The 21,292-nt window shown below is 62.4% G+C and carries 21 protein-coding genes; 12 read left to right on the forward strand and 9 right to left on the reverse strand.

The features are described 5' to 3' along the window. Nucleotides 1-80: 80 nt before the first annotated feature. Both KO539_RS18045 and KO539_RS18050 read right to left on the reverse strand, forming a co-directional pair. Complete coding sequence (locus KO539_RS18045; protein ID WP_219310809.1) at nucleotides 81-323, reverse strand: hypothetical protein; 243 nt, start codon at nucleotides 321-323, stop codon at nucleotides 81-83. Nucleotides 324-489: 166 nt separating this feature from the next. Then, on the reverse strand, nucleotides 490-1,143 hold the full coding sequence (locus KO539_RS18050) for a glycine zipper 2TM domain-containing protein (RefSeq protein ID WP_219310810.1): 654 nt from the start codon (nucleotides 1,141-1,143) through the stop codon (nucleotides 490-492). 186 nt (nucleotides 1,144-1,329) lie between these two features. Between KO539_RS18050 and KO539_RS18055 the strand changes: the two genes are divergently transcribed. Further along, complete coding sequence (locus tag KO539_RS18055) at nucleotides 1,330-2,106, forward strand: Crp/Fnr family transcriptional regulator (protein ID WP_219310811.1); 777 nt, start codon at nucleotides 1,330-1,332, stop codon at nucleotides 2,104-2,106. Between the two features lie 118 nt (nucleotides 2,107-2,224). On the opposite strand, the gene KO539_RS18060 is transcribed toward KO539_RS18055, so the two are convergent. Continuing rightward, entirely contained in the window at nucleotides 2,225-2,443 is a 219-nt protein-coding gene (locus tag KO539_RS18060; protein ID WP_077401543.1) for a glycine zipper 2TM domain-containing protein, read from the reverse strand. Nucleotides 2,444-2,624: 181 nt separating this feature from the next. Further along, entirely contained in the window at nucleotides 2,625-4,664 is a 2,040-nt protein-coding gene (locus KO539_RS18065; RefSeq protein ID WP_219310812.1) for an AsmA family protein, read from the reverse strand. A gap of 256 nt (nucleotides 4,665-4,920) precedes the next feature. Here KO539_RS18065 and KO539_RS18070 point away from each other — a divergent pair, with 256 nt between their 5' ends. From KO539_RS18070 to KO539_RS18100, 7 genes are all read left to right on the forward strand, one after another. Beyond that, nucleotides 4,921-5,325: a DUF4398 domain-containing protein gene (locus KO539_RS18070; RefSeq protein WP_219310813.1), complete on the forward strand. Its 405-nt coding sequence runs from the start codon at nucleotides 4,921-4,923 to the stop codon at nucleotides 5,323-5,325. A 32-nt stretch (nucleotides 5,326-5,357) separates the two neighbouring features. After that, the gene (locus KO539_RS18075; RefSeq protein WP_034758945.1) at nucleotides 5,358-6,257 is read left to right on the forward strand and encodes an OmpA family protein; all 900 of its coding nucleotides are present in this window, start codon (nucleotides 5,358-5,360) and stop codon (nucleotides 6,255-6,257) included. 63 nt (nucleotides 6,258-6,320) lie between these two features. Further along, nucleotides 6,321-6,881 carry a bacterioferritin gene (locus KO539_RS18080; RefSeq protein ID WP_374106441.1) on the forward strand — a complete coding sequence of 187 codons (561 nt, stop codon included), beginning with the start codon at nucleotides 6,321-6,323 and terminating at the stop codon, nucleotides 6,879-6,881. A 58-nt stretch (nucleotides 6,882-6,939) separates the two neighbouring features. After that, the gene (locus KO539_RS18085) at nucleotides 6,940-7,242 is read left to right on the forward strand and encodes a YqjD family protein (RefSeq protein WP_035826246.1); all 303 of its coding nucleotides are present in this window, start codon (nucleotides 6,940-6,942) and stop codon (nucleotides 7,240-7,242) included. Nucleotides 7,243-7,260: 18 nt separating this feature from the next. Continuing rightward, complete coding sequence (locus tag KO539_RS18090; protein ID WP_034758936.1) at nucleotides 7,261-7,647, forward strand: phage holin family protein; 387 nt, start codon at nucleotides 7,261-7,263, stop codon at nucleotides 7,645-7,647. Nucleotides 7,648-7,668: 21 nt separating this feature from the next. After that, nucleotides 7,669-8,007 carry a hypothetical protein gene (locus KO539_RS18095; protein ID WP_035826249.1) on the forward strand — a complete coding sequence of 113 codons (339 nt, stop codon included), beginning with the start codon at nucleotides 7,669-7,671 and terminating at the stop codon, nucleotides 8,005-8,007. Nucleotides 8,008-8,153: 146 nt separating this feature from the next. Next, nucleotides 8,154-9,308: a patatin-like phospholipase family protein gene (locus tag KO539_RS18100; RefSeq protein WP_219310814.1), complete on the forward strand. Its 1,155-nt coding sequence runs from the start codon at nucleotides 8,154-8,156 to the stop codon at nucleotides 9,306-9,308. 168 nt (nucleotides 9,309-9,476) lie between these two features. On the opposite strand, the gene KO539_RS18105 is transcribed toward KO539_RS18100, so the two are convergent. Genes KO539_RS18105 through KO539_RS18115 form a run of 3 tightly spaced genes read right to left on the reverse strand, consistent with a single transcriptional unit; the run spans nucleotide 9,477 to nucleotide 10,482 of the window. Continuing rightward, nucleotides 9,477-9,779: a hypothetical protein gene (locus KO539_RS18105; protein WP_219310815.1), complete on the reverse strand. Its 303-nt coding sequence runs from the start codon at nucleotides 9,777-9,779 to the stop codon at nucleotides 9,477-9,479. A 44-nt stretch (nucleotides 9,780-9,823) separates the two neighbouring features. Beyond that, the gene (locus tag KO539_RS18110) at nucleotides 9,824-9,976 is read right to left on the reverse strand and encodes a DUF3309 family protein (protein ID WP_010396415.1); all 153 of its coding nucleotides are present in this window, start codon (nucleotides 9,974-9,976) and stop codon (nucleotides 9,824-9,826) included. Nucleotides 9,977-10,035: 59 nt separating this feature from the next. Then, nucleotides 10,036-10,482 (reverse strand): glycine zipper 2TM domain-containing protein, encoded by a 447-nt coding sequence (locus KO539_RS18115; protein ID WP_034786328.1) that lies wholly within the window; start codon nucleotides 10,480-10,482, stop codon nucleotides 10,036-10,038. Nucleotides 10,483-10,751: 269 nt separating this feature from the next. Between KO539_RS18115 and KO539_RS18120 the strand changes: the two genes are divergently transcribed. The 3 genes from KO539_RS18120 to KO539_RS18130 all read left to right on the forward strand — a co-directional run bounded on the left by KO539_RS18120 (nucleotide 10,752) and on the right by KO539_RS18130 (nucleotide 12,969). Further along, entirely contained in the window at nucleotides 10,752-11,306 is a 555-nt protein-coding gene (locus KO539_RS18120; RefSeq protein WP_219310816.1) for a hypothetical protein, read from the forward strand. Nucleotides 11,307-11,388: 82 nt separating this feature from the next. Beyond that, nucleotides 11,389-11,700: a BON domain-containing protein gene (locus KO539_RS18125; protein ID WP_096234579.1), complete on the forward strand. Its 312-nt coding sequence runs from the start codon at nucleotides 11,389-11,391 to the stop codon at nucleotides 11,698-11,700. A 72-nt stretch (nucleotides 11,701-11,772) separates the two neighbouring features. Then, on the forward strand, nucleotides 11,773-12,969 hold the full coding sequence (locus KO539_RS18130) for an AI-2E family transporter (RefSeq protein ID WP_374106442.1): 1,197 nt from the start codon (nucleotides 11,773-11,775) through the stop codon (nucleotides 12,967-12,969). Nucleotides 12,970-13,031: 62 nt separating this feature from the next. On the opposite strand, the gene KO539_RS18135 is transcribed toward KO539_RS18130, so the two are convergent. Both KO539_RS18135 and KO539_RS18140 read right to left on the reverse strand, forming a co-directional pair. Beyond that, nucleotides 13,032-13,979 carry a YihY/virulence factor BrkB family protein gene (locus KO539_RS18135; RefSeq protein WP_035826263.1) on the reverse strand — a complete coding sequence of 316 codons (948 nt, stop codon included), beginning with the start codon at nucleotides 13,977-13,979 and terminating at the stop codon, nucleotides 13,032-13,034. Between the two features lie 70 nt (nucleotides 13,980-14,049). Continuing rightward, a complete protein-coding gene (locus tag KO539_RS18140) occupies nucleotides 14,050-15,075 on the reverse strand; it encodes an OmpA family protein (RefSeq protein WP_035826268.1) in 1,026 nt (341 codons plus the stop codon). A 548-nt stretch (nucleotides 15,076-15,623) separates the two neighbouring features. Between KO539_RS18140 and KO539_RS18145 the strand changes: the two genes are divergently transcribed. Further along, a complete protein-coding gene (locus KO539_RS18145; RefSeq protein WP_257626347.1) occupies nucleotides 15,624-21,287 on the forward strand; it encodes an alpha-2-macroglobulin in 5,664 nt (1,887 codons plus the stop codon). The last annotated feature ends 5 nt before the right edge of the window (nucleotides 21,288-21,292 follow it).

Raw genomic sequence — 21,292 nt, forward strand, 5'->3', positions numbered from 1 at the left:
GGTCGCTGAACGCTGATGCCATGACTAAGTGTCTACTTTGTTTCCCTTGCGTTCTGTACGCTGTCGTACACAAGGCTTAACTATCGCGAGCGGTCGGCGTGTTCATCGGCCATCCCTGGCACCCATGCCAGCATGCCGGCCATGCCGACGACGCCAGCCAGGCAGCTGACCATGCCGCCCGTCAGCAACAGCATGACGCCGAACACGGGACTGCCCGCTTGCGGCGCCAGGTCCAGCGCGCAGAAGCCCAGCGCGGTGGCCAGCAAGCCGCCGCCAATCAATCCCAGCCAGATACTGTTGCTGCCTGCCTTGTCGTCTTGCATGGCTTCTCCTTGATGAGACTCTGTTGAACTTTCCTGAATGCATCATCTCGCGAGACGTCAAGCTCATCTGTACGCCAACGAACATTGCCAAAAAGAAAACGCCCGGACAGGCCGGGCGTGTATTCAGTTTGCAACGCACCGCGGCGCTGCCGCTGCCTTGGCCAACTTAGCCGATGGCGCGCAAGCCGCCGTTGACGACGCGCACGCGGTCGCCCTGGCGCCAGTTCGGCGCGGCGCTCTGGTGTACGGTGCGCGTCTTGCCGTTATCCAGGCGCACGACGATGTTGTAGCTGCGCGTGGCGCGCACGCTGCCTTCGATCTGGTTGCCGGCCACGGCGCCGCCGACGGCGCCCAGCACGGTGGCCAGCTGCTTGCCGTGACCGCCGCCGACCTGGTTGCCCAGCAAGCCGCCGACAACGGCGCCGCCCGCCGCGCCCACGCCGCTGCCTTCGGCGCGCGTATTGACTTCATGGATGGCTTCGATCACGCCGCAATTGCCGCACACTTGCGGCGCTGGTGCTGCCGCATATTGTGGCTGTGGCTGCGGCTGGCGCACCGGCTGCTGCTGTGGTTGCTGTTGCTGCTGTGGCGGCAGGGCGGCCAGCGGCTGCGCGCCGGACGGCTGCAAGTTCGCTTGCGGCTGGTTCGCCTGCAGGTTGGCCATTTGCTCGGCCGAGGTGCTGGCCGCCAGCGGCTGGCTATCGCCCTGGGAGGAAGGCAGCCAGCCCATCAGGGCAGCCGTGCCGACGCCGCAAAACAGCAGGACGGCGACGGCGGCGGCAAGCACCAGCGGATGGAGGGATTTGGTGGTGGTGGTCATGGAAGGCTCCTTGGTTTTTTTAAAATAATAAAAAGGGTGATGCGTGTTCTGCGTGTTATTTGCGTCTGTTGCCAGTGTGCTGTGCCGCTTGCTCCGCTTCCGTGCGTCACCGTACATACAGGGCCGGTACTGCACCGTAGGCTAAGTAAAAATTATGTCGAGTTGTAACGACACCAAGGAAAAGCAATGCCACCAACGACTGCCAGCATGACCCTGTCCCGCGATGCAGGCCGATCCGGCCTGGGGTCGACCGTGGGCGCGCCTGACGCCGGCAACCGCTTGCTGGCCAGCCTGCCCGAGCACGACTTGCGGCACCTGACGGCGCTGTTCGATAGCGTCACGGTCGAGGTGGGCGAGGTGCTGTACGAACCGGGCCAGCCTATCGGCCACATCTATTTCCCCGGCGATTGCCTGATTTCGCTGCTGGCCGTGGCGGAAGGCCGCATGACGCTGGAAGTGGGCTCCGTCGGCCGCGAAGGCGTGCTGGGCGCGTCCGTCGCGCTCGGTCATGACCTGGCGCAAGTGCGTGCCGTGGTGCAGCGTTCCGGCACCGCCAGCCGCATCGCGCGGGCCGACTTCTGCGCCGAGTTCGCCCAGCTTGAGTCCCTGCAGCGTTTGCTGTACCGCTACACGGACACCCTGCTGGCGCAAGCCATCCAGATTGCCGTGTGCAGCCGCTTCCACGTGCTCGAAGCGCGCCTGGCCCGTTCGCTGCTGATCACGCGCGACCGCCTGCAGTCCGAAAAATTTCACCTCACGCATGAATTTCTCGCCCACACCCTCGGCGTGCGGCGGGTCGGCGTGACCAAGGCGGCCAGCGCGCTGCAACAGCAAAAACTCATCACCTACAGCCGCGGCAATATCGAGATCCTCGATTCTGCCGGCCTCGAAGCCGTTTCCTGCCGCTGTTACGAGCTGGTCAAGGATAGCGGCGCCATCGGCATGGCCAACGTCTTCGTCTGATTCTTCCCGCTTGCCTGCCTCAGGCTGGCCTTCATCCTTCCTGCTTTGATCCTTGTGCAGCAGACGCAAAAAAGCGGGGCGGGCGCCTGCGCACCCACCCCGCTTTCTCGATCAACAATTACTTCGGCTTGACCTGGTTACCGATCACGCCGCCGACGGCGGCGCCGCCGACTGCGCCGATGGCGCTGCCGCCCGTCAGCACGGAGCCGGCAACGGCGCCGACGCCAGCGCCGATGGCGGTGTTTTTATCCTGACCGGACATGTTGGCGCAAGCCGTCAAGCTCAGCAGCAGGGCGGCAACGGAAGTGGTAGCGGCGATTTTTTTAATGATTTGCATGATAGTTCTCCTATGAATTCGGACCTCGTGGCGCCGGCATGGTATGGGCCGGTGGGACTTCGTATCGCCACGTCTTGGGTGTTTCAGGCACGATTACAGAATAGGATTGTGGCAAGGCAGGGTCTGTTCGGCAACGCACATAGGGGTGTAACAATTGTAATCGTGCACGGCTGCATATTTCTCACTGGCTTTTGCGCGGTGCCTTGCCCGGTTTCGGCGCCACCGGTTTCACGCGCGCCTGGGCCAGCAAGGCCGCGCATTCGCTATCTTCGACGGGGCCGGCATTGACCAGCGGCAGCAGCGCCGCCACGGGCGCCACCACGGCCAGCGCCAATGCGCCACCGGCGCGCAGGGCCAGCACGCCCTTGTCCACGCTCACGTCGGGTTTGCTGAAGGTGCCATGCACATACAGGGGCGAACGCAGCGAAAAGATGCGCAAGCCCTTGCTGTCGGGCCGCAGGGTCAGGTCCAGCCGTTCATCGGCCAGGTTCACCGTGCCATCGATATTCAGGACGGCGTCATCCGTGTCGACGATGAACTGGCGCGTGCGCATCAGTCCCTTGGTGACGGCGAAATCGGCGGCCATGCAGTTCAGCCTGACCTGCTTGTCGCCAGACAGTTTGGCCAGCACGACACTGCCGATGTTCAAGCCCATTTCTTCCAGCAGCAGTTTGCTGATGCTGCCCCGGTTGATCAGCGCGCGCACTTCGCCGTTCGAGCTGCCCAGCAGGGTGGCGACGGAATTGCCCGTGGCCGACAGCGAGGCATCGCCATTGATTTCGCCCACGCTCGCCTGCAGGGCGGGCAGGCGGGGAAACAGTTGCTGGATGTGCAGATGGCGGGCGCTGGCCTTGAGTTCGGCCGCAATGCCGTTGGCGATAACTTTGCCGCTGCCGTCGAGCTTGATCTGCGACGTCAGGGTGCCGCCCGCCACGTTGAAATTCAGGGGCGTGAGCGAGAGCACGCCGTCCGTCAGCACCACATGCGTGTCGAGCTTGCTGATCGGCAAATCAGCATCGCGCGTGATCTTGTCGGCCGTGTAGCGCACGTCAGCGTCCAGGCTGGTCCAGCGCTCCGTCTTGAAGGTTTCCACCGGCAGCACGCGGCCGGCCGGCTGCGTCGACGGCACGCCCCGCTCCTTCTTGCTGGCGCTGGAATCGGCGCCCACCAGCGGACCGAGGTCGGAAAATTGCAGCAGGCGCGAATGGACTTCACCCGTCAGGCGCTTGCGCGGCGTGCTGGCGGAAAAGGCCAGCTTGCCGCTGATGTCGCTCGAGCCCACCTTGCCGCTGAACTTGTCGTACACCCACTCGCCGCCGCGCGGCGCCAGGGTGCCCGTCAAATGGCCTTCCGTGCTGAAATGCGGTGTCTCCGGCAGCAGCACGCCCGTCAATGGATACAGGCGGGCCATGCTGGGTCCGGATAGCTTCAGGCGCACGTCGAGCGCGGCCAGGTTGGTCGGGCGCGTCAGGGTGCCTTCGATGGCCATGCTGCTGCCGCTCGCGCGCATGTCGGCCTGGATGGGGAAGGGCGTGCCTTGCCGCTGCAGCGACAGCACGCCGCCCGCCTTGCCGCCGCCCTTGATGCTTTCTCCATGGTATTTGCCCGACAGCGTCCACGCGATGCCGTAGCGCGCATCGTCCGCGATGGTGTCGACATCGGCGCGCATCGCCGTTTTGCTGACGCCATCGTCCAGATAGACGGTGCCCTTGCTGAAGACTACGCTTTGCAATTCCAGCTGCCACGGCGATGGCTGCTCCTGCTTGTCGAAGGTCCAGTTATTTTTGCCATCCTTGCTGCGCAGCAAGCGCACCTGCGGTGTGTCGAAGCGCAATTGCGGGATGATGATTTTCTTGTCCAGCAAGGCCAGCGGGTTGAGCGAGAACGCCAGCTGGCTGACGGTGGCCAGCTGCGCCTGGCCATCCGTGTCCGTCATGGTGCTCGGGTTGCCCAGGCGCACATCCTTGGCCTGCAGGTGCGGCCAGGGCAAATGGTCGCGCCAGGTTTTTTGCCCCGCGGTACGGGCTGGCTGATGCCACGTCAGCGCCAGGTCGCCCTCGATGGCGAACGGCCGTCCCAGCGCGTCGCTGGCGCGCGCATTGAGCCAGGGCTTGGCGCGGTTCCAATCCATGTTCGACAGGACGATGGCGGCGGTGACGGGCAGGGCGATGAGCACGGCGGTGCTGGCGAGGGTGATTTTCTGACGGCGGGAGAGCGGCATAAGCTGATTCTTTCTGGACAAGTAGTTGCGATGCTACAGGAATCGCTCCAAAGCCGGGCCTGTTTCAGCTTTTGCTGGCGGACACGTGCGCTGGCGCACGTTGCCAATGCAAGTATTGTCGATTTCTTACCCTATGTGCGGCACCGAACGGATATGCGGGGAGCCGGAGCCTATAACGTCATACATCAAACGCAGTTCCTGATTTCAGATGCACCGCATCTAACCCTCACGCTTAACATTCTCCAGGAGAAGAAAAATGACAAACCGAGATTTCAAGATGTCCCCATTGGCCGCCTTGGCCGCCTGCGGCACCGCCGTTGTCCTGATGACGGGCTGCTCCAGCCTGAAAACGCCAGCCACGGCCGACGTCGCCGTGTCGCGCGCCGCCGTCGATAACGCCGCCAGCGCCGGCGCCGCCGACCTGGCACCCGATGAGATGCGTTCGGCCCGCGAAAAAATGCGCATGGCTAACCAGGCCCTGAAAGACCGCGACTACAAGATGGCGCGCGACCTGGCCGACCAGGCGCAAGCCGATGCCAAGCTGGCGCAAAGCAAGGCCAATTCGGCCAAGGCCACCAGCGCCGCCGATGAAATCAACGAGAACATCCGCGTCATGCGCGAAGAGCTCGACCGTGCCAATCAGCAAGCCCCAAAACAATAAGCCACAACAATAACTAATAACAGGACCCCATCATGAAAAAAGCTACTTACACCACCATTCCCGGCCTGCTGGCCATGGCCGCCTTTGTTGCAGCCTGCAGCTCCGCACCGACCACCACCAGCCTGCTCGACCAGACGCGCGGCGACTACATGGCGGCGCAGTCGAACCCGATCGTGTCGACCTATGCGCCACGCGAATTCCGCGAAGCGAGCGCTGCGCTGGAAGCGGCGAACGCGGCCGCCACGCGCCAGGAAGATAGCGAAAAAGTCGACAAGCTGGCCTACCTGGCCAAGCAAAAGATAGCCACGGCGCAGGAAGTCGCCAAACAGAAGGCAGCGGAAGCTGATATCGCCAACGCTGGCAAGCAGCGCGATCAGTTGCGCCTCGATGCGCGCACGCAGCAGGCTGACCAGGCCACGGCCCGCGCCCAGTCGGCGCAAGCGGATGCGGAAGCGGCCAAGGCCCAGGCACAAGCGGCCGAAGCATCGGCCCGCGATGCGCAAGCCCGCGCCGCCGGACTCGAGGCGCAGCTGGCCGACCTGGCCGCCAAGAAAACCGAACGCGGCATGGTGATCACCCTGGGCGACGTGCTGTTTGGCACGGACAAGGCGAACCTGACGGCCGATGGCGCGAATACGGCACGCAAGCTGGCCGACGTGCTGAAAAACAATCCGCAGCGCACCGTGCTGATCGAAGGCTTTACGGATAGCACGGGCGGCTCCGCGCACAACCTGGAATTGTCGCAACGCCGCGCCGAATCCGTGCGCAACGCGCTGCTGGAGCAAGGCATCAGCCGCGACCGTATCGCCACCAAAGGCTATGGCGCCGCCTATCCGGCCGCCGGCAACGACACGGCGGCAAACCGCCAGCTGAATCGCCGTGTGGAAATCGTCTTGTCCGAGGACAACACGGCCATTCCCGCCCGCCGCTAAGCCGCGTCAGTTGACGCGGGAGTAGAAAGGCAGCACCGGCCGAAGCTTGGCCGGTGGATACCCATGCAAGACTTGAAAGGAAACATCATGACCCAAACATCTGTTGAGATTCCAGCTGGCATCGATACGGCAGCCATCCGCGCCGCCGCCAAAAACCTGGACGACGGCGCCGTGACTGCCGGCTACCAGGGCGACCGTCAGGAGTTGATCACCCTGTTGAATGGGGCGCTGGCCACCGAACTGGTGTGTATTGCGCGCTATAAACGCCATTACTACACCGTGAGCGGGCGCGACAACGGCAGCATCAAGGCCGAGTTCCTTGAGCATGCGCAGCAGGAGCAGGAGCACGCCGACTGGCTGGCTGAACGCATCGTGCAACTGAACGGCAAGCCAGATTTTAATCCTGCAACATTGCTTGCGCGTAGCCATGCCGAGTATGATGACTCCGAAGACGTGCAGAGCATGGTGCGTGCCAATCTGATCGCGGAACGGGTAGCGATCGAGTCGTATCGCCAGATGATCGTGAAAATCGGCGACAAAGACCCGACCACGCGCCATTTGTTGATCAAAATCATGGCTGTCGAGGAAGAGCACGCCGATGATATGCGCGATCTAATGGAATAGTGTTTTTGAGTAAAGTAGGTATAGTAACTACATTCATCCACAGCTAAGGAGCTAAACCATGTTGGAAAACAATATCACCACCGTCAATAACGATGTCAAAACCCTGGTCAAGGATGCGCAAGCCTTGTTCAGCGCCGCTGCCGCCCTGACGGGCGAAAAAGCCGACGAAGTGCGCGTCAAGGGCATGAAAACCCTCGATGCGGCCCTGGCCAAGGCGCATGAAGCGCAAGCGTCGGCCATCGTTGCCACCAAGCAGATGGCTGCCCAGGCTGACGGCTATGTCAAGGAAAACCCATGGCGCACCGTGGCTGTCGCCGCTGGCGTCGGCGTGCTGGTCGGCTTCATCCTGGGCCGCAAGTAATCCACTGTCAGGAGCGATATGGACAAGTCTGCTTCGTCTCACCAGGGGCCGGGATTGATCGGCTCGGTTGCCGGCCTGGCCAAAAACGCCGTCGGACTGATGTTGTCGCGGCTGGAACTGGCCACCATCGAACTGTCGGAAGTGCGCAATCACATGCTGCAGCTGATTGTCATTTTCGCGTTGGCGACCGTGGCGGGCTTGTTTGCCATCGCTTACGGCAGCGTGCTGATCGTCTTCCTGGCCTGGGATAGCCTGGGCTGGAAGATCCTGGCGATCATGACGGTCGTGTTCGTTCTGCTGGCCATCGCGCTGGTGATGTATGCGCGCGCCATGCTGCGTCAAGGAAAGCTGTCCATGCCGGCCACCATGGCGGAATTGAAGGCTGACCGCGACATGCTGATGTAAGCGGCCTCACGAGGAGAATTCATGTCGGAAAACGACAAACTGGCGGCGCAAGCCGCCCGCAAGCGCCTGCTGATCGCCCAGGGCGAAATGTACCGCGTGGGCATCGTGCATGCGCGCGCCAACGTGGGCTATGCGCTACGCCCCGAATCGATGCTGCAGGGCGTGGTCGAGACGGCGGTCGGCTTTGCCGGCCACCGCGTCGAATCCCTGCTGGCGCCGGGCGGCATGCGTTTGCAAGGCGCCATGCCTTACGTGCTGACGGCGCTGTCCTTTATCGGACGCAAGAAACTGGTCAAGCCGGCCCTGGTCCTCGTGGCCGTGGCCGCCGTTGCCGCCAGCTGGCTGCGCCGCAAGCGCTGAACGCCAGTCGTGTTGTACAGGAACGCCGTCATTGACGGCGTTTTTTTTTTGCATGTACGCAAGGTCCGGCACGCAGACACGCCATCGCGCGCAATCCCTTACAATGATTCACGCCGCACCCCGCGGCGGACAGAGGGACCATCTTGATGACGAATTCGAAGACACCGATCAATCAGTTAAATCCCTCGCGCCTGCGTATCGTGCTGGTGCTGCAGGGTGGCGGCGCGCTGGGCGCCTACCAGGCCGGCGTCTACCACGCGCTGCACGAGCATGGCCTGGCGCCCGACTGGGTGGTGGGCACCTCGATCGGCGCCATCAATGCGGCCATTCTGGCCGGTAACAAGCACGAGGACAGGCTCGTGCGTCTGAAAGAGTTCTGGCAGCGCGTGGCGCACCGCGACAGCATCGACATGAACCTGGTCTCCGACCAGCAGCGCCGCTCGAACATCTGGCTGGCCACGCTCGATACGGTGCTGCGCGGCGTGCCCGGCTTCTTCAAGCCGCGCACCTTCAGCCTGTTTCCCGCTGGAATCGCCGTCAAGCCGGAAGAGGCCAGTTTTTATGACACCAGCGAGCTGGCCGGCACCCTCGAGGAACTGGTCGATTTCGATTACCTGAACCAGCCCGGCGGCATGCGCCTGACCGTCAACGCCCTGCGCGTCAAATGCGGCAGCCTCACCAGTTTTGACAGCCAGCAGCAGCCGCTGACGGCCGATCACATCCGCGCCAGCGGCGCCTTGCCGCCCGGCTTTGCCGGCGTGCGCGTCGATGGCGATTTATATTGGGATGGCGGCCTGTACTCGAACACGCCGCTGGAAACCGTGCTCGACGACACGCCCCACGTCGACACCCTGGTCTTCATGGTGGACCTGTGGAGCTCGGAAGGGCCGGAACCGACCACCCTCGACGAAGTGCAGACGCGGCAAAAGGACGTCACCTTCGCCTCGCGCTCGAAGCGGCATATCGCCGATTACGTCAATACGCATACCTTGCAGCGCAAATTGCGCGAACTGTACGCCGGCCTGCCCGACACCAAGCACAACCGCCAGCAGACGGAGGAGCTCGTTGCGCTCGGTTGCGACAGCACCATGCACATCGTGCGCCTGCCGTACGCGGGGCGCGACTGGCACATGGCGGCCAAGGACATCAATTTCTCCAAGGGCTCCATCGACTGGCGCTGGGAGCAGGGCTACCAGGATGGCTTGCGCGCAATCAAGGCTGCCGGCTGGCTGGCTTTTGTGACGGAAGACACGCCGCTGGTGGTACATGAACTGCCCCCATACGAGCGCGACGCCGCTTAGTAACGCCTGTCAAAACCTGCTGCGCGTCGGTATAGGCGGCCTGCGATGCTCACCGGCTCGGCGCCCCCGTACCTTCGTACGGTTGCGCTTCTTAGCCACCTCTCCCTTCCGCTCGCTACGGTTTTGTCAGGCGTTGCGGTTTGTCCGGCATCGCAACAGCACGGCTCATTACTGCGGATGCGCCGCTACACGCAGTTTTTCCGCGTTCGCCATGTCTTGGCGGTAAGTGTCTTGTGCGTCCTTCAGGCAGGTGGCGCGCGCGGCGGATGGTTCCGAACGGCAGGCTTTTTTGGCCTCGGCCAGGGCGGCGGCGATTTCCTTGCGCAGGGTGCGCAGCTGGGCTTGCGCCGTGCTGTCTTCCTGGTACCAGCGTTGCGGGTCGCCCGGTTGCGGCGCGGCCGTCTGGGCCTGTGCCAGAGGCGCCAGGCTGCAGGCGAACAGGGTGGCCAAGAGTGTGTTGTGGATAGTCATGATATTTCCTCCTTGAAATAAAAAAGGCGCCGTAGCGCCTTTTTTTACAACCTGCCCGTCAGTAATAGCAGGATCAGTATCACTACGACCAGGCCGGCGATGCCGCTGGGGCCGTAACCCCAGTTGCGGCTATGCGGCCAGGTAGGCAGGACGCCGACCAGGGCCAGGATCAAGATGATCAGAATGATGGTGCCCATGGTATCTCCTTGTTGGTGCATGGTCTGGCGCAGGCTTGAGGACAAGCCCGGCCAAGGGATTAATAGCGGTAGACGCGGCCGTCAACGACGCGCACGCGGTTGCCCGGGCGCAAATCATTCGCGTTGTCCTGCACCACGGTGCGGTATTCGCCGTTGTCGAGGCGTACGCTGATCTGGTAGGCCTGCGCTTGCTGCCTGCGGCCTTCGACCTGGTTGCCCACGACGCCGCCGGCAACGGCGCCCGCCACGGTGGCGGCCGTGCGTCCGCCGCCCGAGCCAATGGTATTGCCCAGCAGGGCGCCGGCGATGCCGCCGACCACGGCGCCGGCGCCGCTGGTTTGTCCGCCACCCTGCACGATCTGGATGGAGTCGACGGTGCCGTACATGGCCGATTCAGGCTGGTTGGCCGGGTAATATTGTTGTGACTGGGAAGGACCGGTGGCGCAACCGCTCAGTGCGGCGGTGGCGGCGAGCATCAGTGCAGCCAAGGTGGCGTTGGTTTTCATTTTATTCTCCTGACGAGGTGAGGGTGTAGTGCCATCTTAGTCATGCCCCTGTTTCCGGTCTGTACGCTGCCGCACGTAGTTATTTGCTGCCGAAAATGGTATTTTTTACCGTGGCGATCCATCAAAACGTTGTTATTTATCCCTGTATCCCTTCCGCTTTCAAAATAAATTACTTGTGTACGGCAGCGTACAGAAGAGAAGCGACGATCCACGTAAAACGGTAGTCATGCCAAGCAGACATGCTTGCTACCACCAGGGAGAAACACAATATGAACAAGAATAAGCTTTTCACCGCCATCGTCGTCAGTCTGGCATGCGCCGCCTGGGGCGGCCAGGCCGTGGCGGCCACGCCGGAAGCGAAAGCAGCCTACAAGGCGGCCAATGAGCAGGCTGGCCTGAACTACAAGCTGGCACATGCCGAGTGCGAAAAAATCACGGGCAACCCGAAAGATGTCTGCGTCGCCGAAGCGAAAGCCGTGCGTGCCTACGATGAAGCGGTGGCCCAGGCGCAATACACGAATACCCTGCGTGCCTACACCAAGGCGCGCATCAAGATTGCCGATGCCAACTACGACGTCGACCTGACGCGCTGCAATGCGCTGACGGGCAACGACAAGGATGTCTGCGTCAAGCTGGCCAAGTCCACCAAAGTGGCGGCCCTGGCCGATGCCAAGGCAGACAAGAAAGTCATCGAAGCGCGCAGCGATGCGCGTGAAGCAAAAAGAAAAGCCGAGTACAAGGTCGCGACAGAAAAATGCGATGCATTAGCCGGCGCAGCCAAGGATGACTGTATCAAGGCTGCAAAAACCCAGTTTGGCTACTGAGCTCCCTCCGGCGCGCAGTCACCACACTGGTATAAGAAGCTCATTGTGAGCACATTGATTGACCACTCCTAAGGAAAAAACCATGAAATTCACTAAATCTATCGCTACTGGCCTTTTCATCGCTTCCCTGTTCGCTGTTGCAGGTTGCGCTTCGACCCCAACCAAAGAAGGCACGGGCGAGTACATCGACGACGCGGCCATCACCACCAAAGTGAAAGCCAGCATCTTCAACGAGCCTACCCTGAAATCGACGGAAATCAACGTTGAAACCTTCAAGGGCGTGGTTCAGCTGAGCGGCTTCGTGGCCCAGCCAGCCGATGCCGCCAAAGCGGGTGAAATTACCCGTGGCGTCAAGGGCGTGAAGTCGGTCAAAAACGACATCCGCGTCAAGTAATGGCATGACCTGCCGCAGCGGCCAGCCCCACGGCTGGCCCTGTGGCCCTCCACCGACCGTCGCGGGAATCGCATGCATATCCAGCCTTCAGATACCCCGCCCGAGCCGGTGGCGGCTGCCTCCACAGAGCCTGCCGGGCCACCTCCCGGCACGCCCGTGGAGCACCCCGATTCATCCTTGCGTTTGCCGCTGCATGTCAATGCGCGTGGTCTGGCGCTGGGCATCATCGCCACCGTCAGCTTCATTTATGCGCTGCAGTGGGCACAGAAATTCCTCATTCCCGTCATTTTCGGCATTTTCATTGCCTACACCCTCAATCCCGTCGTCGCCTGGCTGGAAAAGCTGCGCCTGCCGCGCGCCATCGGCGCCACGGCCGTCACGGCTCTGATCCTGTTCGGCTCCCTCGTCGTGGTCGAGCGCGTGCAGGGCGAATTCGAATCCATCGTGGAAGAATTGCCGGCCGCCACGCATAAGCTGTCGCGCCTGATCGCCGCCAGTACGGGCGGCAAGAACAGCACCTTCCAGAAGATGCAGGCCGTGGCCAATGAAATCGAGCAAGTGGCCGCCGGCGCCGAAGCGCGCCGCAACAACCGCCGCGCCGCCGCGGCCGAGGCGCCCAACTTCAAGATCATGGACTGGGTCTGGGCCGGTTCGCTGGGCCTGGTGGGTTTCCTCAGCCAGGCCACCATGGTCATCTTCCTCGTGTTTTTCCTGCTGCTGTCGGGCGACACCTTCAAGCGCAAGCTCGTCAAGCTGACGGGGCCGTCGCTGAGCCGCAAGAAGGTCACCGTGCACATCCTGGAAGACATCAATACCTCGATCCAGAACTATATGTTCATGCTGCTCGTCACGAATGGCTTGCTGGCCGTCCTGATGTGGATCGCCCTGCGCGTGATCGGCCTGGAAAATGCGGGCGCCTGGGCCATCGTGGCCGGCTTGCTGCACATCATGCCGTATTTCGGCCCCTTGCTCATCACCATCGCCACGGGCCTGGTCGCTTTTCTGCAGTTCGAATCGCTGGAAATGGTCTTGCTGGTGACGGGCACGTCGATGGCCATCGCCACCCTGGTCGGCACTTTTGTCACCACCTGGATGACGGGGCGCATTGCCCGCATGAATCCCACGGCCGTGTTCATCAGCCTGCTGTTCTGGGGCTGGCTGTGGGGCGTTTGGGGCTTGCTGCTGGGCGTGCCCATCATCGTCATCGTGAAGGTCGTGGCCGAGCGCGTGCAGGGCATGGAAGTGGTGGCGGAATTGCTGGGCGAGTAGTTTGCTACAACGCAAGAAAAACGGCACCCGCGGGTGCCGTTTTCGCATGTGGAGCGAGGGAATCAGGACTGGTGGCGTTTCAATATCTTGACTTGCACATCGCCATCGTCCGTCTTCGGCATATCCTTCATGCTGCCCAGTTGCAGGGCGAACTGGCGCGTGAATTCGGCGCCCAGGAAGAAGATTTGCGCCGAGTAATACACCCACAGCAGCAAGGCTACCAGCGAACCGGCCGCGCCATAGCTGCTGGCCACGCCGCTATTGCCGATATACACGCCAATTGCATACTTCCCCAATGAAAACATGAAGGCCGTGCCCACAGCGCCGATCACCACGTCGCGCCAGGACAGGCGCACGCGCGGCAGCATTTTGTAGATGACGGCAAACAGGCTGGCGATGACGGCAAAGCCGATCAGGTTCGACAGGATGGTAAACAGCACGGCCGTGTCCTTCCACACGCCTTCCCAGAAGTTGGCGAGGATCGCCATGGCCGCGTTGACCACCAGCGACACCATCAGCAGAAAGGCCAGCACCAGCACCAGGCCGAAGGACAGCAGGCGCGTGCGCAGCATGTCCCAGGCGCCCGCTTCCTTCAGCGGCGGCACTTGCCAGATTTCATCGAGACTGGCTTTCAGCTCGGCAAACACGCTGGTGGCGCCAAACAGCAGCAGGGCGCTGGCGATGAGGGTGGCGATGCGCCCCTGTTCATGGTTTTTCGCGCCGGCCAGCACCAGCTGGATGGCTTCGGCGCCTTGTGTGCCCAGCAAGCCCTGCAGTTGTCCCATCAGCTCGCCGCGCGCGGCGGCCGGGCCATAGAAAAAGCCGGCGATGGCAATCACCAGCACGAGGATGGGGGCGATGGAAAACAGGGTGTAATAGGCGAGGGCGGCGCCTTTGCTTGAGGCGCGGTGTTCCAGCCATTCGGTGACGGAACAGACGATGACGCTGCGCATCTGCTTGCTGAACGGCGCCAGGCCGGCCAGCTTGGGATAGCGGGTAGAAATATTCATGATGGCTTTCAATGCAAAAAAGGGGCGCGAGCCCCTTTTTTTATTCACAAGTGGCGTACCACTGTTGAGCTTACTGCACGCGGCGTTCGATGGTGATTTGTTCCACTTCAACGCGGCGGTTTGGTTCCAGGCACTTGATCAGGTCGGCACGTTTCTTGTTGTCGCAGGTGACGACAGGATTGGTGGAGCCCTTGCCTTCGGCCGTCAGGCGGTTGGCGGCGACACCGTGACCGACCAGGTATTCCTTGACTGCATCAGCGCGCTGCTGCGACAGTTTCAGGTTGTACTTGGGCGAACCGATGCGGTCGGCATAACCACTGATGACGACGTTGTTGACGTCCGGCGCGGCGTTCAGCACGCGGGCGATTTCGTCGAGCTTGGTCTGTGTCGGACCCAGCTTGGCGCTGTCGAACGCGAACAATTCCGTTGCCGCCATCGTCACTTTTTCAAAGCGTGCTGGCGGTGGCGGCGGTGGTGGCGGCACGACCACGACGACTTCTTCACGCGCTGGCGGCGGTGGCGGTGGCGGCGGCGGTGCAGCTGGCTTGTCGAACGCGAAGTTCAGGCCCACGGTGACATAGTAGTTGTTGGACTTGCTGCTCGGGTCGAACGTATTGCCGCGCAGGAAACCGTGCACATTGCGGATGTCAGCCTGGAACGACAATTGATCGTTGATCGTGGACTGGAAGCCCAGACCGACGCTGGCGTAAGGCGAGCTCTTGCTGCGTTCGCCAAAAGCGAAGCTGGTGTCCTTGTCGCGCTGCATGCCGGCACCAACGAGCAGGAAGGGGCGGAAAGCTTTACGCGAGAACATGTACAGACCGTCTACGCCCAGCGTATTTTGCTGGTAGCGCTGACCGCCATCCTTGGAGCGGGCATACGTGGTGCCCAGCTGGATATCCCAGTCCGGCGAAACGGGTTTACCGAAACGCAAGCCTGCGCCATAGCCGGTTTTATCCGTAGCGAAGTCGGAATCTGGCTTGAGTGCGTTGAGGCTGGGTTGAATGTACCAGGAGGGATTGATTTCCTGGGCCTGTGCGCCGAGGGCGGAGCACAGTACTGCGGCGGCAACGGCGATTTTTTTTAGATTATTCACAAGTAACTCCCAACGTTGATAAGAGATTTTCTCTACTGCATCAATGCGACAACTGCCAGACATGCTTTGCTAGAGATAGACAACAATTCCAGGTGCGCTTTCTTGCGATAAATGCACTGCTGTTGGAGTAGAGAATACGGTTGCAGGTTCACGTGGTCGGTGCGCTGGCGCACAAAGCATTGCGGTATATCAATGGTGTTGCAGATTCACGACAAATACTTCGATATTGAAAAAAACTAATTCGCCTCCGGAAACTTTTGCAATCACGGCCACATCCTGGCGCCGCAACTGGAGGCAATCGTACGACTTGTTACCAGCGTGCCACTGTATATTAGCAACAATGATGAGCTTGATAACTAATATTACATTGATGTTGTATTTCTGCCGCGTTCGCTTGCTTTGCCGGGCTTCTCTCGGGCAACTATCGTGCGCCGCAGCCAGCTCCGCCACTTTTCATCAAGGAGTCACCCGTGCCTGACCACCCCCGTGCTGTTTCTTCCCCGCTATCTGGCAAACTGGGCCCACTATGTCTGTTGCTGTCGCTGGGCATGGCTCTACCGGCTTGGGCCGATAGCGGCGTGTCCCTGTTTTCACCGAGCGGCACGGTCAAGGCCGTGCGTCAGGTGCGGGCCCAGTTCGCCACGCCGATGGTGCCGTTCGGCGACATGGGCTTGCCCGCGCCGTTCGCCATCGATTGCGGCAAGGCTGAACCTGCCGTCGTGGCGGGCGCGGGGCGCTGGGCTGACGAGCGCAACTGGAACTACGATTTCGAGCGCGACTTGCCGGCCGGCGTGGCGTGCAGCTTCACCTTGAAGCCGGGCCTGAAGGACCAGGCCGGCAAGCCCTTGCAGGGGACGGCGTCCTACCGTTTCACCACGGGCGGCCCGGCCATCGTCGAAGCCGTACCGTATGACGGCCAGCCGTATATTGATGAGAACCAGATCTTCGTGCTGGGTCTGGATGCCGCGCCGAACGAGGCCAGCGTGGCCGCGAACGCGTATTGCCGGGCCGACGGCATCAATGAAAAAATTCCCGTGCGCCTGCTTAAAGGCAAGGAACTGGAGCAGGTATTAACCCTGCGCAAGAGCTTTCTCGACCGCTACCTGACCGTGTACTTCAAGAAGCGCGGCACGGTCTGGAAAGTGGGCATGCCCGTCGCCAGCAAGGGCGCGCCGCCGCTGCCCGTCACCGTGCTGCAATGCAAGCGCAGCTTCCCTGCCAACGCCAAGGTGTCGCTGGTGTGGGGCGAGGGCATCGCCAGCGCCAGCGGCATCGCCACGGACAAGGCGCAAACGCTGCAGTTCAAGACGCGTCCCGACTTCACGGCCAAATTCAGCTGCGAGCGCAGCAATCCGAAGGAGCAGTGCATCCCCTTCCTGCCCATGCGCGTGCAATTTTCCGCGCCCGTGAGCGCGGCGCAGGTGCGCGCCATGACACTGAAGGGCGGCGGCAAGACGTATGCGCCGACGATTTCAAAAGAAGACGAAAAGGCGGAATTCCTGTATGGCGCCACGTTCAACGGCCCCTTCCCCGTGCAAGCCAGTTTTATCTTGAACTTGCCGCCGAAGCTGACGGATGACGCGGGCCGCGCCTTGCTCAACCGCGCGCGCTTCCCCATGACGGTGCGCACGGGCGAACAGCCGCCGCTGCTCAAATTCCCGGCCCCGTTCGGCATCATCGAAGCCAAGGGCGACGGCTTGCTGCCCGTCACCGTGCGCAATATCGAGCCCGTGCTGTCGGGCAAGGAAATCGCGCAGCCATCGGCTGCCGCCACGGGCGCCACCTTGCGCGTGCCCGACAATGACGACAAGTTCATCATCGAGTGGATGCAGCGCCTGGCCGGCACTGGCGACGGCGGCGAATACTGGCAGCCGTATGCTCAATATGCGGGCAACATGAGCAAATCCGTGCTGGCGGGCGCGGCCGGCACGCGCCCCATCAGCCTGCCGCGCCCCGATGGCAAGAAAACCTTTGAAGTGATCGGCATTCCTTTGCAAAAACCGGGCTTTTATGTAGTCGAGCTGGCCAGCCCGATCCTCGGTAAAGTGCTGCTCGGCAAACCGACGACGGCCTACATCCGCACGGCCGCGCTGGTGACGAATCTGGCGGCCCACTTCAAGCATGGCGCGCAATCGTCGCTCGTGTGGGTGACGTCGCTGGACAAGGGCGCGCCTGTTGCGAAAGCGCAAGTGGCCGTGCGCGACTGCGCCGGCAAGCTGCTGTGGCAAGGCGCCACGGGCGCAGACGGCGTGGCGCACATCCCCGGCGAGCTGGCCAATTCCAGCTGCAAGAACAATGGCCGCTACTTTATCAGTGCGCGCAGCGGCGGCGACATGACGTTCACCCTGTCGGACTGGGTGGGCGGCATCGAAGCCTGGCGTTTCAATTTGCCCACCGACGACACGCGCGCCGACAACACCCTGCTGGCGACCGTATTTGACCGCACCTTGCTGCGCGCCGGCGAAACCGTGCACATGAAGCATTTCATCCGCAAGCACACGGGCGAGGGCATGAGCCTGGTCGACAAGAACAACGGCCCCGGCAGCGCCACCTCTGTTGTCATCACGCACCAGGGTAGCGACCAGAACTATCAATTGCCCCTGCGCTGGTCCGCCAGCGGCACGGCGGAAAGCGACTGGGTCATTCCCGCCGACGCCAAGCAGGGAGAATACAGCGTGACGATGGCGGGACGCCCGTCCGGCAGTTTCCGCGTCGAAGCGTTCCGCGTGCCGACCATGAAAGCCGTGCTGCAGGGACCGAAAGCGCCCGCCGTGCAGGCGAAGCAGCTGGCCCTGGATGCGCAAATCACCTACCTGGCCGGCGGCGCCGCCACGAATGCGCCCGTCAAGCTGCGCACGGTGCTGCAAGACAAGAGCGTGACGTTTGCCGACTATCCCGACTATAGCTTCAGCAATGGCGACGTGAAGGAAGGTCTTGTGAAACAGGGCACGGGCTATGACGACGATGAGGGCGAATGGCAGGATGAAGGCCATGGCGCGGGTGGCCCCGGCGCCACGGCCGCGCGCACGCAAAGCTTGAGCCTGGACAAGGCGGGCGGCGCGCGCATCGTCATCGACCAGCTGCCGCACTTGTCCACGCCGCGCGACCTGGTGGCGGAAATGGCTTTCCAGGATGCGAATGGCGAGACGGCATCGGTCGCCACGCGCGTACCGCTGTGGCCATCGAACTATGTGATCGGCATCAAGCCTGACGCCTGGGCCTTGAGCAAGGATGCCTTCAAGTTCACGGTCGCCGTGCTCGGCACGAATGGCAAGCCCGTGGCGAATGCCCCGGTCGCCGTCGACTTCTTCCAGCGCAACAGCTATTCGCACCGCCGGCGCCTGATCGGCGGCTTCTATGCGTATGAAAACAGCAGCGAAGTCGTCAAGCTGGGTCCGGCGTGCTCGGGCAAGACGGATGGCAAGGGCTTGTTGATCTGCGACGTGAAGGCGCCCGCCAGCGGCAATCTGGTCTTGCGCGCCAGCACGCAGGATGCATCCGGCAACGCGGCCGTCGCCAACCGCGAAACCTGGGTGGCCGGCAGCGGCGACTGGTGGTTCAACGCCAGCGACAATGACCGCATCGACGTCTTGCCGGAAAAGAAACGCTATGAACCGGGCCAGGAGGCGAGCTTGCAGGTGCGCATGCCGTTCCGCTCGGGCACGGCGCTGATCACGGTCGAGCGCGAAGGCATCCTCGACACTTATGTGCGCCAGCTCAATGGCCGGGAACCGGTGGTGACTATTCCGGTCAAACCGAACTACGCACCGAATGTGTATGTGTCCGTGTTTGTCGTGCGGGGCAGGGTCGATGGCGTGCAGCCGACGGCCCTGGTCGACCTGGGCAAGCCGGCTTACAAGATGGGCATCGCGCCCCTGAATGTGGGGTGGCAGGCGCATGAACTGAACGTCATGGTGGTGTCCGACAAGGAGGTGTATAAAACACGTGACAAGGCGGAAGTGTCCGTGCGCGTGCGCCGCGCCGATGGCAAGCCGTTGCCGGCCGGCGCAGAAGTGGCGCTGGCGGCCGTCGATACGGGGCTGCTGGAGCTGATGCCCAACGATAGCTGGAAGCTGCTCGACACCATGATGGCGCAGCGCAGCCTGCAGGTGGAAACGGCGACGGCGCAGATGCAGGTGATCGGCAAGCGCCACTTCGGCCGCAAGGCCTTCCCGGTCGGCGGTGGCGGCGGCAAGGGCGCCAGCCGCGAACTGTTCGACACCCTGCTGTTCTGGAAGGGCACCGTCAAGCTCGACGCCAAGGGCGAAGCGACGGTGCAAGTGCCGCTCAACGATTCCTTGACAGCGTTCCGCATCGTCGCCATCGCCAGCGCTGGCAAGGAATTGTTTGGCACGGGCAGCACGGACATCCGCAGCTCGCAAGACTTGATTTTGATGTCGGGCTTGCCGACCCTTGTGCGTGAAGGCGACCAGTTGCGCGCTGGATTCACGGTGCGCAACACCTCGGCCGCCTCCTTGAGCGTGGACCTCAATGCCACGGCGGCCGGCAAGGCGCTGCCGCGCCAGAGCTTGAGTCTGGCGGCGGGCGAAGCGCGCGAGGTGGGGTGGGATTACCAGGTACCGCTCGGCGCGCAAACGGTCGTGTGGGATATCAGCGCGAAAGCGGGCAGCCACAGCGATAAACTGAAAATCACGCAAAAAGTGGGCCAGGCGACGCCCGTGCGCACGTATCAGGCAACCTTGCAGCAGATCGACAAGCCCGTCAATATGTCCGTGCAAATGCCGGCCGGCGCCTTGCCGGGCCGGGGCGGCATCCAGACCAGCTTTGTCGCCAAGCTCGGTGGCGAGCTGCCCGGCGTGCGCGAGTACATGGCCGCCTATCCCTACACGTGCTTCGAACAAAACACGTCGAAAGCCATCGCCCTGCAAGACCGGGAGGCGTGGAACAAGCTGGCCGCCAGCCTGCCCGCCTACCTGGACAGCGACGGCCTGCTGAAATACTTCCCCATCATGGAACAGGGCAGCGACAGCCTGACGGCGTACGTGCTGTCGGCAACGAGGGAAGCGGGCTATGCGATTCCCGAGCAGACGAAAAACCGCATGGAAGCAGCCTTGACGGCCTTCGTGCAAGGCCGCATCGTGCGCCGTTCCGCGCTGGACACGACCGACCTGGCCGTGCGTAAACTTGCTGCGCTGGAAGCGTTGTCGCGTTCGAACAAGGTGCCGCCCGATGCCTTGGAGAGCATCAGCATCAACCCGAACCTGTGGCCGACTTCCGCCGTCATCGACTGGAGCTTGTTGTTGCAACGCACGCCAAGCCTGGCACGCCGTGATGCCCTGCTGGCCGAGGCGCAGCAGATCTTGCGTTCGCGCCTGAATTTCCAGGGCACGACCATGGGCTTTTCCACCGAGCGCAAGGATAACTGGTGGTGGCTGATGGTCTCGGGCGACGTCAATGCCAACCGCCTGTTGCTGGCCGTGATGGACGATCCGGCGTGGAAGGATGACATCGGCCGCCTCGTGCGTGGCAGCATGGGCCGCCAGAAAAAGGGCCGCTGGGATACGACGGTAGCCAATGCCTGGGGTACCCTGGCCATCAATAAATTCTCGGCCAAGTTCGAATCCACCCCCGTGACGGGCGCCAGCGCCGTCAAGCTGGGCAGCGATACGCAAGCGCTCGTGTGGAATGGCGCGGCGAAGGTCGGCCCCGTGCTGCAAGCGTGGCCGAAGGGAACGGATACCCTGGGCCTGGCGCACAGCGGCACCGGCAAGCCTTGGGCCACCGTGCAAAGCCTGGCGGCCATTCCGCTCAAGGCGCCCGTGTCCAGCGGCTACACGATCAAGAAAACCATTACGCCAGTGGAACAGAAAACCACGGGCCTATGGTCGCGCGGCGATGTCTACCGCGTGCGCCTGGACTTGTCCGCGCAGGCGGACATGAGCTGGGTGGTGGTCGACGACCCGATTCCGGCCAGCGCCACGGTGCTGGGCAACGGCCTGGGCCGCGATTCGCAGCTGCTGACGGCCGGCGAAAAATCCACGGGCTGGGTCTGGCCCACGTTCGAGGAACGGGCCTTCGACGCCTTCCGCGCGTATTACGCCTTTGTGCCGAAGGGTAACTGGAGCGTGGAATACACGGTGCGCCTGAACAATGCAGGTGACTTCAGCCTGCCGGCCACGCGCATCGAAGCCATGTATTCGCCCGAGATGTTTGGCGAGTCGCCGAACGCGAATGTGAAGGTGGGGCAGTGAGGAGT

The sequence above is a fragment of the Janthinobacterium sp. NKUCC06_STL genome (assembly GCF_019345455.1).
GTDB lineage: Bacteria > Pseudomonadota > Gammaproteobacteria > Burkholderiales > Burkholderiaceae_D > Janthinobacterium > Janthinobacterium rivuli.